17 protein-coding genes are annotated in these 13,998 nt (G+C 43.8%); 8 read left to right on the forward strand and 9 right to left on the reverse strand.

What is annotated here, in order from left to right; all coding sequences use genetic code 11:
* Nucleotides 1-10: 10 nt before the first annotated feature.
* Genes flgD through flgB form a run of 3 tightly spaced genes read right to left on the reverse strand, consistent with a single transcriptional unit; the run spans nt 11 to nt 1,493 of the window.
* On the reverse strand, nt 11-694 hold the full coding sequence (gene flgD, locus R7P64_RS09175) for a flagellar hook assembly protein FlgD (RefSeq protein WP_005384410.1): 684 nt from the start codon (nt 692-694) through the stop codon (nt 11-13).
* Nucleotides 694-1,128: a flagellar basal body rod protein FlgC gene (gene flgC / locus R7P64_RS09180; RefSeq protein WP_005374012.1), complete on the reverse strand. Its 435-nt coding sequence runs from the start codon at nt 1,126-1,128 to the stop codon at nt 694-696. The genes flgD and flgC overlap by 1 nt, the downstream gene beginning before the upstream one ends.
* Nucleotides 1,129-1,130: 2 nt before the next feature.
* On the reverse strand, nt 1,131-1,493 hold the full coding sequence (flgB, locus tag R7P64_RS09185; RefSeq protein WP_005374013.1) for a flagellar basal body rod protein FlgB: 363 nt from the start codon (nt 1,491-1,493) through the stop codon (nt 1,131-1,133).
* A gap of 77 nt (nt 1,494-1,570) precedes the next feature.
* Between flgB and flgA the strand changes: the two genes are divergently transcribed.
* The 4 genes from flgA to R7P64_RS09205 all read left to right on the forward strand — a co-directional run bounded on the left by flgA (nt 1,571) and on the right by R7P64_RS09205 (nt 3,971).
* Complete coding sequence (flgA, locus tag R7P64_RS09190; protein ID WP_248525495.1) at nt 1,571-2,368, forward strand: flagellar basal body P-ring formation chaperone FlgA; 798 nt, start codon at nt 1,571-1,573, stop codon at nt 2,366-2,368.
* 136 nt (nt 2,369-2,504) lie between these two features.
* A complete protein-coding gene (flgM, locus tag R7P64_RS09195) occupies nt 2,505-2,786 on the forward strand; it encodes a flagellar biosynthesis anti-sigma factor FlgM (protein ID WP_005374016.1) in 282 nt (93 codons plus the stop codon).
* Between the two features lie 20 nt (nt 2,787-2,806).
* On the forward strand, nt 2,807-3,244 hold the full coding sequence (flgN, locus tag R7P64_RS09200) for a flagellar export chaperone FlgN (protein ID WP_005374018.1): 438 nt from the start codon (nt 2,807-2,809) through the stop codon (nt 3,242-3,244).
* Nucleotides 3,225-3,971, forward strand: a complete 747-nt coding sequence (locus tag R7P64_RS09205) for a lytic transglycosylase domain-containing protein (protein ID WP_042523341.1) — start codon at nt 3,225-3,227, stop codon at nt 3,969-3,971. The genes flgN and R7P64_RS09205 overlap by 20 nt, the downstream gene beginning before the upstream one ends.
* 435 nt (nt 3,972-4,406) lie before the next feature.
* Here R7P64_RS09205 and R7P64_RS09210 read toward each other — a convergent pair whose 3' ends face one another.
* On the reverse strand, nt 4,407-4,925 hold the full coding sequence (locus R7P64_RS09210; RefSeq protein ID WP_005374021.1) for an NUDIX hydrolase: 519 nt from the start codon (nt 4,923-4,925) through the stop codon (nt 4,407-4,409).
* Between the two features lie 277 nt (nt 4,926-5,202).
* Here R7P64_RS09210 and R7P64_RS09215 point away from each other — a divergent pair, with 277 nt between their 5' ends.
* On the forward strand, nt 5,203-5,469 hold the full coding sequence (locus R7P64_RS09215; protein WP_005374023.1) for a DUF333 domain-containing protein: 267 nt from the start codon (nt 5,203-5,205) through the stop codon (nt 5,467-5,469).
* Nucleotides 5,470-5,718: 249 nt separating this feature from the next.
* Nucleotides 5,719-6,375 carry a hypothetical protein gene (locus R7P64_RS09220; protein WP_005374025.1) on the forward strand — a complete coding sequence of 219 codons (657 nt, stop codon included), beginning with the start codon at nt 5,719-5,721 and terminating at the stop codon, nt 6,373-6,375.
* On the opposite strand, the gene R7P64_RS09225 is transcribed toward R7P64_RS09220, so the two are convergent.
* A complete protein-coding gene (locus R7P64_RS09225) occupies nt 6,365-7,207 on the reverse strand; it encodes a YdcF family protein (RefSeq protein WP_318118851.1) in 843 nt (280 codons plus the stop codon). The two genes, R7P64_RS09220 and R7P64_RS09225, sit on opposite strands and share 11 nt — an antisense overlap.
* Before the next feature lie 131 nt (nt 7,208-7,338).
* On the opposite strand from R7P64_RS09225, the gene R7P64_RS09230 reads away from it, so the two are divergent.
* On the forward strand, nt 7,339-8,709 hold the full coding sequence (locus R7P64_RS09230; protein ID WP_017819764.1) for an L-serine ammonia-lyase: 1,371 nt from the start codon (nt 7,339-7,341) through the stop codon (nt 8,707-8,709).
* A gap of 121 nt (nt 8,710-8,830) precedes the next feature.
* Here R7P64_RS09230 and R7P64_RS09235 read toward each other — a convergent pair whose 3' ends face one another.
* Nucleotides 8,831-9,067, reverse strand: coding sequence for a hypothetical protein (locus tag R7P64_RS09235; RefSeq protein WP_005374030.1), 237 nt, complete (start codon nt 9,065-9,067; stop codon nt 8,831-8,833).
* Between the two features lie 248 nt (nt 9,068-9,315).
* On the opposite strand from R7P64_RS09235, the gene R7P64_RS09240 reads away from it, so the two are divergent.
* Complete coding sequence (locus R7P64_RS09240; RefSeq protein WP_005384388.1) at nt 9,316-10,191, forward strand: LysR family transcriptional regulator; 876 nt, start codon at nt 9,316-9,318, stop codon at nt 10,189-10,191.
* Between the two features lie 68 nt (nt 10,192-10,259).
* Here the strand turns inward: R7P64_RS09240 and R7P64_RS09245 are convergent, their stop codons facing one another.
* From R7P64_RS09245 to R7P64_RS09255, 3 genes are all read right to left on the reverse strand, one after another.
* Nucleotides 10,260-11,129, reverse strand: a complete 870-nt coding sequence (locus tag R7P64_RS09245; RefSeq protein WP_318118850.1) for a LysR substrate-binding domain-containing protein — start codon at nt 11,127-11,129, stop codon at nt 10,260-10,262.
* A 200-nt stretch (nt 11,130-11,329) separates the two neighbouring features.
* The gene (locus tag R7P64_RS09250; RefSeq protein WP_005374035.1) at nt 11,330-12,310 is read right to left on the reverse strand and encodes an OmpA family protein; all 981 of its coding nucleotides are present in this window, start codon (nt 12,308-12,310) and stop codon (nt 11,330-11,332) included.
* Nucleotides 12,311-12,765: 455 nt separating this feature from the next.
* A complete protein-coding gene (locus R7P64_RS09255; RefSeq protein WP_222712018.1) occupies nt 12,766-13,890 on the reverse strand; it encodes a M14-type cytosolic carboxypeptidase in 1,125 nt (374 codons plus the stop codon).
* Nucleotides 13,891-13,998 lie beyond the last annotated feature (108 nt).

Genomic DNA, 13,998 nt, shown 5'->3' on the forward strand with positions numbered 1-13,998 from the left:
CCGTATTTGGTTAAGCACCAAACTGAGTGATTTGATAGAAAGGAACGTTGCCAACGCCATGGACATTGACTAATGCTGCGCCACCGGTATTAGGAATGCGCACTTGCTCAACAGTGCCTGCCATCAGCACATTTGGACTTGCTTGCCCTTCTTGCACTTCTACGGCCACTGAGTATTTGCCTGGTTTAAGACCAAGTTCTTCAGGATTAATTGAAAAGTCGACGTCACCTTTGCCGTGAGCACCTAGTGGCACTTTAGTTGATTGACCAAATTCATCTTTAACAACTAACGTGACTTGGTTTGAGCTATGAGCGAGTTCGATTTTTCCGTTTTGTACGTCTTCACCAAGCTGAAATTCATCCGCATTGACGTAAACCGTTTGCCCAACAAGGCCCGCTGTTGATAGCACTTGCATGTTGTCCAGTAACACCATGCTCTGTTGCATTGTCTTAGACATATTCTCGGTACTTTGTACCTGCGAGAACTGAGCCAATTGACCAACGTATTCCGTACCATCAAGGGGATTAAGTGGGTCTTGGTTTTGAATTTGAGCCACCATCAAAGAAATAAACTCATTCTCCAATGAAGAAGCGCTGTTCATGTCTTTAGGGTTTGGTGAGATACCGTTGCTGTCTTTTGCTTTTGTATTTACTGGAGCGTCAGACGATAAAGGGGTGTATTGTGCAATACTCATTAGCTGCCCTGCCCTAATCTAAGCAGACCTTGCTGCATACTTTTTACATTGGCTAATACTTCAACATTCGTTTCGAAGCTGCGTGTTGCGGACATCATGTCTGCCATTTCAGCAACTACATCAATATCTGGGTAAAACACATAGCCTTCATCATTAGCCAGTGGGTTGTTCGGCTCAAAACGCTTCTCTGCATCTCCAGCATTTTTAACAACGTCAACAATGCGAACTTCTGCATTGGGATAAGCTCCATTTTCTGTTGTCATTTGCGTTTTTTGGTACACAGTCGCAAATACTGGCTTAAGCGCTTTATAAGCATCTTCTGGATTTGCAGATACTGCATCTGCGTTTGCTAAGTTACTGGCTACCGTATTAAGACGCACAGTTTGTGCTGTCATCGCGGAACCAGTGATCGAGTAAATATCAGTGAATGACATAATTAACGTCCCTCAATCGCTTTCGCTAAGCCATTAAATTTCATGTTGAGAAACGTCAGGCTAGTTTGAAAGTCCATGTTGTTTTGCGTGAATTTTGCTTGTTCAACACCAAGCTCTACGGTGTTGCCATTTTTGCTATTCTGGTAAGGCACCGAGTATTGGGCCTGAACCTGGAACTTTGGCACCGGTTTGTTCACACCACCTGCCGTTACTTGGTTCATTACGGTGGTGAAACTTAGGTCTTTCGCCAAATACCCAGGGGTGTCAACATTTGCTAGGTTACTGGCGAGGACTTTGGTACGCTGAACGCGAAAATTAAGTGCCTCTGGATGTACTCCTAAAGCATTTTCAAATGTGATCGCCATGCATCTTCCTTACAGTTGGCTCGAATACGCCAACATACAAACAAGATACGTGCCATAAAAAATAGCCATATATATCAATGACTTATAAACAAGGATGGAAGCCAAACTTCCGGTTCTCGGAAAGCATTAAAAACAAGAGGAAAGTGTCCACTTCCTCAACAATAATGCTGACGTTACTCGCTTTGACATCAGAACAAGCATTCGCCAACACCAATGACAAAACCCTCAGCGTTGAAGAGATAAAATCCGTTGTAGCAACGGATTTCGAACAAGAGGTGGATCGCGTAGCGCTCTCCAATCAGTGGGGGGAGTACAAACTGGACTTCGACATGTGGGTGCCCGGTTCTGCCAATCACTTGCCAGAATGTGAATCGCCTTTAGTTATCACAGGTCGTGACAACAACACGTTGCCAGTCGGTAACCTCAAGCGCTCAGTCAGCTGCGACAATATCGCATCACCATGGCGAATTAACGTTACGATAAAGTCTTCGCTGACTCTGCCTGTTTTAGTCGCGACAACCACGGTTGGCCGAAATGAAGTCGTAACGGCTAAACACATAAAGCTTGAAACCCGAACCATCTCTCGCCAAGACGATTTTTATACTCGCCCCGAGCAAGCAGTAGGCTTAGAAACCTCTCGTCGTTTGAGGGCTGGACAAGTGGTTAATCCATCCAATTTGTCGGCCCCACCTCTAATCGAGAAAGGCAATGAAGTCATAGTCATTGCGAGCAAAAATGGATTTAGTGCCAGCACAAAAGGAGTCGCCTTAGAAGATGGAGCGAAAGGGCAACAAATTGACGTGGAAAACCCAAGTTCGGGCAAGGTCATAAGAGCAGTCGTAACTGGATTAAACCAGGTTCATACTCAATTTTGATTTTTTGACTCGGGGTAACATTTTTTAATTTTGGCTCTCGTCAGTAACACTGAACTTCGAGTACAAAAAAAATATTTAATGTTTATCACATTCTAACCGCCTACTTAATTTAGAACATGATGATGAGGACCACAGCATGAAAATCGACAAAGTCGCGGGCGGTCATGTCCCACAAACAAAATTACAGCAAGCAAGCAAACAGCCTGTCGACGTCGTCGAACAGAGCAAAGTACACGAGCCTGCATTTCAAGCGAATACCGTAGCGATAGATCGCGCTCAAGCTGAAATGGCATCACTACCTGATGTTGATATGGAAAAAGTAGAACAAGTACGCAACGCATTAGCGCGTGGTGAACTTAGCCTAGATACAAAAGTGCTATCCAAGGCAATCATGCAGTTCCATACAGGTCACGAGTAATAAAACGCTAGGAAGACATCATGGCAAGCGCAGTATCGCAGCGAATTCAACAATTTGTTCGCTCTATATCTGAGGATATTAAGCTTTATCAACAACTGCTTCCTTTGCTTCAGCAGCAAAAGGTATTGTACTTAAAGTTTGATGGAGAGGCACTGAACGACAATGTTCAGAAACAAATGCCGATACTCAATAAACTCAGCCGCTCCGCCAATGACAGAAGCCAGTGTATGCGAGCGCTGGGGTTAGCGTGTAATGACGCCAGCGTAAAACGAATTTTCAATGCTTTGCCTGCCCAAATAGGTATGCAAGCTAGAAAACAATGGGCGCTATTGGAAACGTTGGTAAGTCAGTGCCAACAATACAATCAGAGCAATGGCCACAGCTCTGCGGCGTTCCATGAGTTGGTCAGTCAACTCAAACAACCTGTGCAACACACTTATGAAGATAAATCGTTCTAAACGATGTTCGTCTTGCCTACAGATTCAGTCGCCATCTCGGCTGAGTACTGTAGGCCTTTTTATTTTTATTGCCTTTCTGTCCTACCTTCCATTCACATGCCAGGCAAAACCAAATGCTGTCGATATTCAAACGCAGTATCAAGTATTAGCCCCATACAAACCACAAATTGCCAAGCGTCTCGATTCATCCAAACCGGTAATTAACCACATTTTCAAACAGCTTCAAAACCACTCATTACCAAATAGCCTAGCCTTAGTGCCAATGTTAGAATCTTCTTACAACCCCAAAGCCGTTTCTCACGCTAACGCCGCCGGACTTTGGCAACTGATACCAGCCACAGCGAAACGTTTCGGATTAACGATAAATACAAAACAAGACGATCGCTTTGACACAGAAGCTAGCACAACGGCCGCGCTCAAGTACCTGGCGTTTTTATACAACAAATTCGATCAAAATATGGCTCTCACTTTAGCTGCATACAATGCCGGAGAAGGACGTGTTGCACGTGCTATTCAGCGAGCAGGAAGTCGAGATTTCCAACAACTCACGCTGCCTAACGAGACTCGCCAATATGTCAGCCGCTTCTATGCATTGGAAAAGTTGATAGATATCGGTCAGTTACAATCCTCATCATTTCAACCTTTACTCTTATTTGCTCCAGACGCTCCTATGATTTCACAACCGCTGGTCGACTTTAGCCGACTGCCTCCGCTAGTTAATTTGTGATAAAAGCTACGACAGCGCTCAATGTCAGAGAAACGTAAAATCACAAGATCCTGTTCGGCGAATTTGAAAACTCGTGATCTCTATGCAAACGTGTGCAAAAAAGTTGAGGTAAGGTATCTCAAAGATAAGAAAGAGTAGTGGTTTACTAAAAAGCGCCCCAATTGCGCTTGGCAATTGGGTAGATATGCGTCACATTGCGTTTGCAAAAAAACATGAAAACCAATGGTCAGACCTAATAATTATTTACACACTAAATGTAAAACAGCTATTGTTTTCATAGTTCGAAACAAATCTAACATATCAAGATGACGCTTCGCTTGCGCGTCTGGAATAAGTCCGGGTTCCGGGGGGGAGTCCGGACTTTTTTATTGCTCTAAAATCTTTGCCCACAATAGAGCCAACAGAAGCTAAGTCGTAATGATGCAAACTAGCTGTTTATAGTAATTCTTTAGAAATCAACTGAAGTAAAAACGTTTCGCGCTCAATGCTCATGCCTTTTTTCGGGCTTTCTGCCATCGTTTTTTCATTGTGTGCAATTGCTTCGTGTATGTTCATCCATACCGGGCGCATTCCATTTTTAACTTCGTAATCTTCATACGCCGTTTCGCCTAGCTCACGTTCGATTTTACATGTATAACAATACGACACCATGTGCATCACGTCAGCGTCATCCTTGTACCACGGACGAAACTCCTCAAAGATTCCGAAAGGCTTAATACCATGTATATTTTGGGCGCCCGTTTCTTCCTCTAATTCACGGACTAATCCAGCAATGACATCTTCACCATCATCAATACCACCGCCTGGTAGCGTGTAGTCATGGTAACGTTCTGTATAGAGCAACAGCACATCTTCACCATCAAGTACAATGGCTCGCGCTGCATTGCGCTGAAAAACAATTTTGTCATCCAAATGCTCTATGTCTGGATGAACGGTCGATTTTAAATGTCTCATCGAAAATACCACGGTCAATGTTTTGTGCGCATATTACCGAATTTCACACTTTAAATCATTGTTGTAGACCAGGTACGTGCGAGCGCTTGTCAGGAAGTGATTGATATGACCTTCACAACAATACGCCAAGAACAGAAGTGTGACGTGCTAATCAGCAATAAATGAGAATATCTAAATTCTTATACGTCCCTCTTACTTTTAACATCGATAAGACAATAATCTCTTAAAGTTGCCTATAATCAATACAATACTCGCCCACCCCATGCGGAGATAAAGAATGAAAAAGACAAATTTAATGATGGCTATGGCTGCAACATTGGTACTGGCTGGTTGTTCAACTTACGAGGGAGCGACCCGATCAACTGAGTATACCTCCGTTGCAAATCCCGCAGCCGTATACTGTGTTCAGCAAGGTGGTGAGCTGGATACCGTGTCGGAAAACGGCGAACGTGTCACTTACTGTGTGCTGTCGGACAATGAACGCGTCGAGCAATGGGAATACTATCGCGAGAATCACAAAGAAAATGAGGGTGACAACTACTAATTATTTTTATCGATACGTCACCTTCCCTCTATCACTTAGGAGCCTTTGGGCTCCTTTTTTATTTGATTTATCAAAGTGTTCTTACGTTGTTTTTACATATCTCTGACTTTACCGCACATCGACCCTATATCGAACAGTGTTCTATTCTTGACATTCCCCTGACATAACTTTCCACTTGGACAATAAAATTCCAAACACAGATCACACTAATTCACATTTCTTCCACATTTTCTGGGACAGGTGAGCAAGATGAAAACACAAATAGTAAAAGAAGCCGAGTCAGCCCCAAGCAACGTTGTTACTGAAAAATCAAAGCGCATTATTTATAAATCGAGTTTAAACGCCTTGATGATTGTCGCTATAAGTATTCTCGTTAACCTTAGTCTTCGTCTTGATTATGTCGTGTTGGGATCAAGCCTTGGCGAGCTTTCCGTTACAGAGACGCTCCAGCTTGTGATGCTTGCTATTGCATCATGGTCGTTTTTCAGCTTATCGAAACAACAGCCTCAGCTAAAGCATGCGGCTATTTTGATTGCAGGATTTTTTGCAGTACTGATTATTCGCGAAACGGACTATTGGACAGACATGATTCATCATGGCTCTTGGGTTTTCCCAGCACTTGCTGTCACCGCACTGGCTTGCGCCAAAGCTTACCAAGGTGGTAAAGGTACCATGAACGAAATGGCGACCATTTTAACGGTGCCACATATGAAGCTATTAGTTGGTGCTGTAATGCTATTATTAGTCTTCTCTCGTTTGTATGGTATGGGTAGTTTTTGGCAACAAGTGATGGACGAAAATTACATCCGTGATGTTAAAAATATCTCAGAAGAAGGTATAGAACTGCTTTGCTACTGTTTGATCGCATTAAGCGCCGTCCGCACAAAACGCGAGCTTAATGAATAGACTCAGGATCAAAGCGACGGTTCAATGCAGTCAGTATCGGATGGAAGATACTTAATGCCTTTTCCGCAACACCTACAGATTCATCCAAGGCCGTCATTTCGACGGCCTTTTTCATTTCTTCAATATCTTGCAAAGCCTCTTTATCGAGCGGGAAAGAGAGCAATTTGTGAATAGCATCTCTTGCGATCATAAGTGGCTTTTTTCGGACAATTGATAAATCTCGGAAAAATACGCCATGCTTGACCCCTTCTAAATAAACTCGGTAGGTTGTGAGTTCATCGAGTAGCAAGAATGTCTCCGCCATAAGCCCTTTATGTGGGTATGGCACGCGAATATGTTTGCTGATATCCAGTGGAATATTGAGAGTCACCCCAATGGATTCGCAATCGGATTTAAGTACTCGTAATAAGCCTTGCTCATCCATCAAATTCTGGATATCAATGATTCGTTCGAGGTGGTAGTCATTAGACAGCAAGATAACCTCAACCGGATGCCCCGACCATAACTCGAACAACCCACTTTTGCACAAAACTTGGGAAACATAACGCATGTTTTGAAACGTGTTCAACGACTCCGTTTCTAAGAGTATATGACGTTCAGGGAACGGATTCACAGAGTCTGCGTTTAGGGTTCTAAAATACGCGTACATCGCCTCTGCTTCAGAAACACTTTGTCCTTGCGTTACTCCGCCACAAAAAATAATCGCCGTTCGCTCTGTCGGTAGTGATGCAGTCCTACAAGACAAAACTTCGACTCTGGTTATGCCCTCAGAGGTCAACCTGTTATTGACGAGGCGTTTACCTAAAACGATGACGATGTTGTCTAACTTCATTTTAAAATCTCGCGCTTAGTTGGCAGTGTTACAAAAATCTTCTTTCACTCCCGACCCACAAGCTTTAACATCTAGTTAACAACACTGTTCTAGAGACCTTTATAAAGGTTCACTGCTAAAGGAAGTCAATTATGCTGTCGATTTTCGATATATTTAAAATTGGTGTCGGGCCATCCAGCTCCCACACTAATGGTCCTATGCTTGCCGGATTCCATTTCACTCAGCTAGTTAGCGACTCTATGGCGAAAGTGCATCGGGTGCAAGTGGACCTTTATGGCTCATTGTCACTGACAGGTCGAGGGCACCATACAGACCGAGCCACGGTCCTTGGTTTGATGGGAAATAAACCTGATACCATCAAAATGAGCAGTGCCAAAAGTGCGCTACAAAATACCATAGACAATAATACGCTCATGCTCGCCGGTACACACCAGATTGAGTTTAGCTACGACCATGACATCGTCTTTCATAGCGACAACCTTCCCCTGCATGAAAATGGCATGACGATTACGGCATTAGACGCTGCTGGAGATCAAGTAGCGTTTGAAATTTATTACTCCATTGGGGGCGGATTCATCGCCACCGCCGACGAACTAGAGAACGGCACGCAACAAGATGAGGTCGCAGTACCATTTCCGTTTACATCCGCAGATGAGATGCTGGAAAAAGCCGAGACGAACGGTTTCAGCTTGGGAGGCATGATCCTCCAAAACGAACTCGCATTTCGCTCAGACGAAGAAATTAACCAAAGAGCAGAGCAAATTTGGAAAGTGATGTCGCTCTGCATGCAACGTGGCTTCGATACGGAAGGGATTTTGGAAGGTGGTCTAAATGTCACTCGTCGAGCACCAAACCTTTTGAAAAAGCTCGAAGCCAACGCTGCAGTTGAAAACGATCCGATGGAGATCATGGATTGGATCAATCTCTTCGCCTTTGCGGTTAGTGAAGAAAATGCAGCAGGAGGGCAAGTCGTCACTTCTCCAACGAATGGTGCAGCAGGGGTGATTCCGGCGGTATTGATGTACTACCATCGCTTCATCAAAGAGCTCGATGTTAAACAGCTAAAAGACTTTCTCGCAGTCGCCGGCGCTATCGGCATCTTATATAAAACTAACGCGTCAATTTCTGGTGCAGAAGTGGGGTGTCAGGGAGAAGTTGGGGTTTCTTCATCCATGGCTGCCGCTGGCTTAACAGCGCTAAGAGGGGGCAGTAACGAGCAGATTTGTATTGCTGCGGAAATTGCGATGGAGCATTCATTGGGTATGACTTGTGACCCGATTGGCGGCTTGGTTCAAGTACCTTGTATTGAAAGAAATGCCATGGGAGCAATGAAAGCGATTAATGCATCGCGTATGGCATTAAAGCGCACAAGTAAATGTTTAATTTCGTTAGATAAAGTTATCGAAACCATGTATCAGACTGGTAAAGATATGAATAAAAAATACCGTGAAACCTCTTTGGGGGGCTTAGCTGTCATTCATATGGCACCGCCATGCGAATAATGGCAGGTGGTCATTGCGCTTAGCTTCTCACCATACGCTTATCTGGTAATTATGATCTGATGATATTACATATAGAAATGCCGCGTTCTTCGCGGCATTTTCTTAACAAGAAACTATTCGATTAATCACGTCGACCACGAAGTTCAATTTTTTGAGTTGCAGCATCCGAATGGATTGTTACACCGCCATAGGCCATTTCATTGCGACCCTTCAGCGTCAATTGAGAATCTGCACGCTCTACGTCAACCTGATTTTTCGTTGCCATCGTCATATCAATCGTGCCCGTGTATGACCCATCGCCAGCAAATGCTACGTTTGTTGAGCAAACCATCAAAACAAGTGCGATTAGTTTTTTCATACATCACCTCTATTATCGTTCTTACTTTCTTTCGGTGGAAAAACTGTAACAACAGAAACGCGCTCATACGAGGAAAGCCATTATTTACCAAATGGAAATCCATGCTAATAAACTGATGTAACCAAGAATAACTTATCGTTACCTTCAATAAATCAGGGATAAGGCAGCAACGTAAATTGACCGAGCGTTGTCTTTTCTTAAGAAATTCAGCGATATGATTTGTCGACAAAAGCCAAGCGAGACAATGTATGAGCGTTAATCTGGATATTCAAAATATTTTGGTATTAAAACGGATGTATGAGTTACGTAACGTCCGGTTAGTCGCAGAATCACTCGGTAAAACGTCAGGAGCAATCAGCAAAAATCTGACAAAGATGAAAACTCAGCTCAATGATCCGCTATTCGTTCAGACCAAAAATGGCTTTGAACCAACAGCTTTTGTGGAAGCGAACATTGCGCATTTTGAGCAAATAATCAACAGTATTGATTCCATCAAACCACAGCATTTTTCACCAGCTCATTTTGACGGTTCAATCACTATTTATGCCAACACATTGTTTTGGGAGTACTTTGGTGACAAGTTTTACTTGGAGTTACTAAAGCACGCCCCAAACGCAAAATTCTCATGTTTGCGCTGGGGTAGCGAAGCAAAAAAACGATTAATTGACGGTGAAAACGCCATTGCGATTCATTACTTTGATGAAGATCTGCCACAGTCAATTGTTCAGACCGAACTAGGGCGAGGAAAAGCGGTATTTTTTGTTCGACAAGATCATCCCGCTCAAAACTCCCAAGAACTAGAAGAATACCCTTTTATACTTTTTAAAACGCCGGGATGGAACGACTACCGATACCCAGTGTTGGAAAGGCTCAAACATATGGGTTTTAGAACCACACCTAAAGTGGAAATTGAGCATCCAGCGATGATTCAAAAAGTGCTTCTGCAAACGAATCATTTTGGCATAACGATGAGTGGACATGTTCCTAAGGGTTGCCGGAGTATCGCGCTTCCTGCTGGGCTAGAGCTTGATGTTCGCTACGTGATGAGCTGTCGTCGCTCTCAACAGCAAGCTCCGGTAAATCAGTGGTTATTAGATGTCATTAAGCATGTCGCTCAGTCCTAGACTGATGACTTGCTACTGCTAATAATAGCTAAACCACACATGCGCTCTACTCACTCGCTGAACGAACATTAAAGACTCTGTATTAACCATCGAGCAAAGGTGTTTACGTGTGATTTTTCGGATGCTCGAACCATCATATAATGTGCACCAGAACTTGGCATATGCCAATTTCCAGCCTGGACTAATACGCCCTGTTGCAGCTCATCCTCAACAAGAAAGTCTCTTACCAGCAACACGCCAAGTTGATTAATCGCAGCATGAATAGCAAGCAATGAGTGTTCAAACTCGGCGACGACTTTGCTCACCTTCCCTTGGTAACCTTGGTGTGAAAGCCACTCTTGCCAAGATTCATGATAACCGCTAGTACAGATTTTAGGCGCTTTAGCTAACTGCGAGAGGTCATTTATCGGGTTTAAATGCATAAAGCCGGGGCTTGCGACAACAATCCAGTTTTCTTGGGTTAATCGTATGGCTTCTTGCTCTTGCCAATCTCCATCTCCGTTAATAATTTCGATATCCGCAATCGCACTGGCGTTTGGAACTGTATTAGCAGTTGTCGAGACTTTAAAGGAAATGTCTGGGAATTGTCGCTGAAAATCAGCCAATCTTGGCATTAACCACTGAGAGCAAAAGCTGTGAGCGACATGTAAGTTAACTTGCGTATTCTTGGGACGAGTAAATAAATGCTGCGTCGTGGTCGATAATGTTTGAAGCACATGATTAACCACAGGCCAGTATTCTTGTGCGGAGCAGGTCAGCGTAAGGTGAGTGCCCTTGCGCTCGAATAACGTCGCATTAAGCTGTGACTCTAGCGATTTCACCTGTTGGCTTACGGCCGCACGAGTCACATTTAGCTCCTCTGCAGCTTTTGTAAAACTCTGTAGTCGAGCCGTGGCTTCAAAAGCTCGGAGCAAATTGAGCGGCGGTAAACTTTGCATATCATTCTCCCAAACACTTGGCTGTCATGCTATGAACTGGTGATGACAAATTGATGAAGGTGCTGAGTTTACGTATGTTGAGCACATGTCAAAGCGTCCCGATATAACTATGTTTCTACACAACTACTTAGTTAGTTAAGCGGGATCAAAAAAGCCAGCGTGATACACGCTGGCTTTTGGAACTTTATCTTAAGCAGGAATTATTCTGCTTTTTCAGTTGTTTGGTATTCAAACGCAGGAACAACCACTTCAACACGACGGTTCATTTGACGACCTTGACGTGTCTCGTTGCTTGCTACTGGGTTAGCTTCACCCATGCCTTTCACTGTCATACGCTCAGCCGCAATACCTTTTGCTTGGAACTCGTCAGCAACGGCTTTCGCACGTTTTTCTGTTAGTTGCTTGTTGTAAGCAGCAGAACCTGTCGTATCGCTGTAACCCGTGATCTCAACTTGAGCTTGTGGGTAAGTATTCATCAAATCAACGGTACCAGAAAGGTTCGACGCGTCTTTCACTTCTGCACTTTCTAAGTCGAATTGTACTGTCGCTGTTGTTTGAGCAGGGTAAACATGATCTACAATGCGTGTTGCAGGACGTGCTTCTACTACCTCTTCAACGGCTTTTTCTTGAACGACAGGCTCAGAACCAAACTTGTAGTTGAAACCAATACCGAAGAAATCTGAATCCATGTCTTCAATTACATCATCAGACATATCTTGGTAGCGTTGGTATTCAGCACGTAGGCTCCAGTTGTAGTTGATTTGGTATTCAGCACCCAGAGAGCCAGTTGGTACGAAATCTTTCTCGTCACCAGCCATCATGTATGCAGCACCAACTTTCGCGAATAGATTCCAAGAATCCGTTAGTGGTAGGTTAAATTTAGGAGCAAGCGTCAACGCCCAAAGATCACCATCAACGGTGTTTAGGCCAGGCTTTTTGAAGTTTGCAGTGAAGTCACCAAGGTAATCAACACCATACTCTGCTGCAACGTACTTGTTGAAGCTGTAGCCTAAGTGCATAGATGCTGCAAAACTGTCGTCGTCACAAGGTTCGTTTAGGTAACACGCATCGTTTAGAGAGTTGTAACCTACTTTACCGCCCATGTAAGTGTCAGCAAGTGCAACGTTTGAGATCACACCACCAGCAAGTACAGTAGCCACTGCTATAGCGATTTTTTTCATTATTCTTTTCCTTTTTCTTGTACACAAAGCAACACACCGCGGCAGCATACTGCCGTAAAATATGAAGCCGTAACTTTCTCTTTTCTTCGAATAGAAATAGCTAAATAGCGTAGGAAAGAATCAAAAATGATATTCAAACGCCAATGACGTAAAACGGAAAAAGGTAACCTCAAGACCATCTATTCATGAGCTTCATCCGCATACCCAACCGAAAAATAAAGTTCGTTGCGTTGGTTTAGCCATAGTCAATTCGTTGCGGAGAATATCACAAAGAAGCCAACTTTCTGTGACGCAAATCACCATAAAAGGCCACTTTCTCAAATTTAAGAATCATCATTTAAGCTTGTGAATGGCAACAAATTTTTACAGGGGAGCGTGGTTCTGGAGAGCACAAAAAAAACAGCTCATTTAAATGAGCTGTTTTCGAAATAATGAAAAAGCGTTAACTCGTCGAGCTAAATTTTATCCGCTACGGTTAACGTTGCAGCTAATACATCTTGCCCAAACAAAACACTACGCTCAGGAGACCAACCGTAAAGTGGATCTGGGTGATTGTTGTTATCTTTAAATGGCATTTCGATTGTGTAAGACAAGCATTTGAACTGCTCTGCAACCCAATTTGAACCCACAGTCAAATTCGCTTTACCAGGCTCATCTTTATCGTAACCAATCTCATCTTGGAACTCTGGCGTAATAGTCAGTAACGCTTGCTTAAATGATGTCTCTAAAGCGGCAAGATTTTCATCGTAAGAAGGAATACCTTCTGAGCCAGCGACGAAGTTATACGGAATCGCTTCATCGCCATGAATATCTAAAAACATGTCAACACCCGTTTCCAGCATGCGCTGACGCACAAGGTAGACTTCTGGGCTCTTTTCCATTGATGGCGTTTGCCATTCACGATTTAGGTTTACGCCTACTGCGTTGGTACGCAAGTGACCGCGAATACCACCGTCTGGGTTCATGTTTGGTACGACGTAAAGCACCGCTTTTTCAAGCAATGCACGCGCAACCGTGTCGTTTTCATCTAACAGACGTTGGATCATACCTTCCATGAACCATTCCGCCATTGTCTCACCTGGGTGCTGACGTGCAATCATCCAGATTTTCTTTTTACCTTCTTCTGGCTCACCGAAAGTAAGCAAGCTCATGTCGTTGCCGTCTAATGTGTGGCCTAGTGTTTCAAGTTGGCAATGGTGCGTGCTTTGTGCCATGTGTAACAAGTCTAAATGACGATCGTACGTGTATGGCGCAAAGTACGCGAAGTAAATTGAACTGCGCTCAGGGATTACAGTGAAAGTCAGCGTGTCGCCATCGAACTCTGCCGGTACTCGGAACCATTCTTCACGATCGTAAGACGCAACCACATCGTAACCTTGCCATCCTTCTGGATAAGCCGATTTAGCCAAATCAAGCAATTTGATGGTGTGCGATTGCTCAGCTTCTGTCTCAAGACGGAAGTGGAACCACTGGTAGAATTCCGACATATTGTCGTTAGGAATTTTGAGTTGGATGTCGTTTTTGTCGTCCGCTTTCACTACGTGAATGCTGCCGCTATCGAAGTTGCTGAATACTTTCATTTTATGACTCACCTTTTAAATCTGAGCTTGAAAGACAGAGGCTAACACAAGGCTTCATCGCGCCCCAATGACTTTCACTGCAAACTGTCTCGTTTGTGGCTAAAGTCT

Source organism: Vibrio sp. 2304 (assembly GCF_033339475.1).
Classification (GTDB): domain Bacteria; phylum Pseudomonadota; class Gammaproteobacteria; order Enterobacterales; family Vibrionaceae; genus Vibrio; species Vibrio alginolyticus.

Excerpts from the sequence above, each read along its gene's own strand:
- flgD (WP_005384410.1), bottom strand. The coding sequence starts at position 694 with ATGAGTATTGCACAATACACCCCTTTATCGTCTGACGCTCCAGTAAAT.
- flgC (WP_005374012.1), bottom strand. The coding sequence starts at position 1,128 with ATGTCATTCACTGATATTTACTCGATCACTGGTTCCGCGATGACAGCA.
- flgB (WP_005374013.1), bottom strand. The coding sequence starts at position 1,493 with ATGGCGATCACATTTGAAAATGCTTTAGGAGTACATCCAGAGGCACTT.
- flgA (WP_248525495.1), top strand. The coding sequence starts at position 1,571 with ATGACTTATAAACAAGGATGGAAGCCAAACTTCCGGTTCTCGGAAAGC.
- flgM (WP_005374016.1), top strand. The coding sequence starts at position 2,505 with ATGAAAATCGACAAAGTCGCGGGCGGTCATGTCCCACAAACAAAATTA.
- flgN (WP_005374018.1), top strand. The coding sequence starts at position 2,807 with ATGGCAAGCGCAGTATCGCAGCGAATTCAACAATTTGTTCGCTCTATA.
- R7P64_RS09205 (WP_042523341.1), top strand. The coding sequence starts at position 3,225 with ATGAAGATAAATCGTTCTAAACGATGTTCGTCTTGCCTACAGATTCAG.
- R7P64_RS09210 (WP_005374021.1), bottom strand. The coding sequence starts at position 4,925 with ATGAGACATTTAAAATCGACCGTTCATCCAGACATAGAGCATTTGGAT.
- R7P64_RS09215 (WP_005374023.1), top strand. The coding sequence starts at position 5,203 with ATGAAAAAGACAAATTTAATGATGGCTATGGCTGCAACATTGGTACTG.
- R7P64_RS09220 (WP_005374025.1), top strand. The coding sequence starts at position 5,719 with ATGAAAACACAAATAGTAAAAGAAGCCGAGTCAGCCCCAAGCAACGTT.
- R7P64_RS09225 (WP_318118851.1), bottom strand. The coding sequence starts at position 7,207 with ATGAAGTTAGACAACATCGTCATCGTTTTAGGTAAACGCCTCGTCAAT.
- R7P64_RS09230 (WP_017819764.1), top strand. The coding sequence starts at position 7,339 with ATGCTGTCGATTTTCGATATATTTAAAATTGGTGTCGGGCCATCCAGC.
- R7P64_RS09235 (WP_005374030.1), bottom strand. The coding sequence starts at position 9,067 with ATGAAAAAACTAATCGCACTTGTTTTGATGGTTTGCTCAACAAACGTA.
- R7P64_RS09240 (WP_005384388.1), top strand. The coding sequence starts at position 9,316 with ATGAGCGTTAATCTGGATATTCAAAATATTTTGGTATTAAAACGGATG.
- R7P64_RS09245 (WP_318118850.1), bottom strand. The coding sequence starts at position 11,129 with ATGCAAAGTTTACCGCCGCTCAATTTGCTCCGAGCTTTTGAAGCCACG.
- R7P64_RS09250 (WP_005374035.1), bottom strand. The coding sequence starts at position 12,310 with ATGAAAAAAATCGCTATAGCAGTGGCTACTGTACTTGCTGGTGGTGTG.
- R7P64_RS09255 (WP_222712018.1), bottom strand. The coding sequence starts at position 13,890 with ATGAAAGTATTCAGCAACTTCGATAGCGGCAGCATTCACGTAGTGAAA.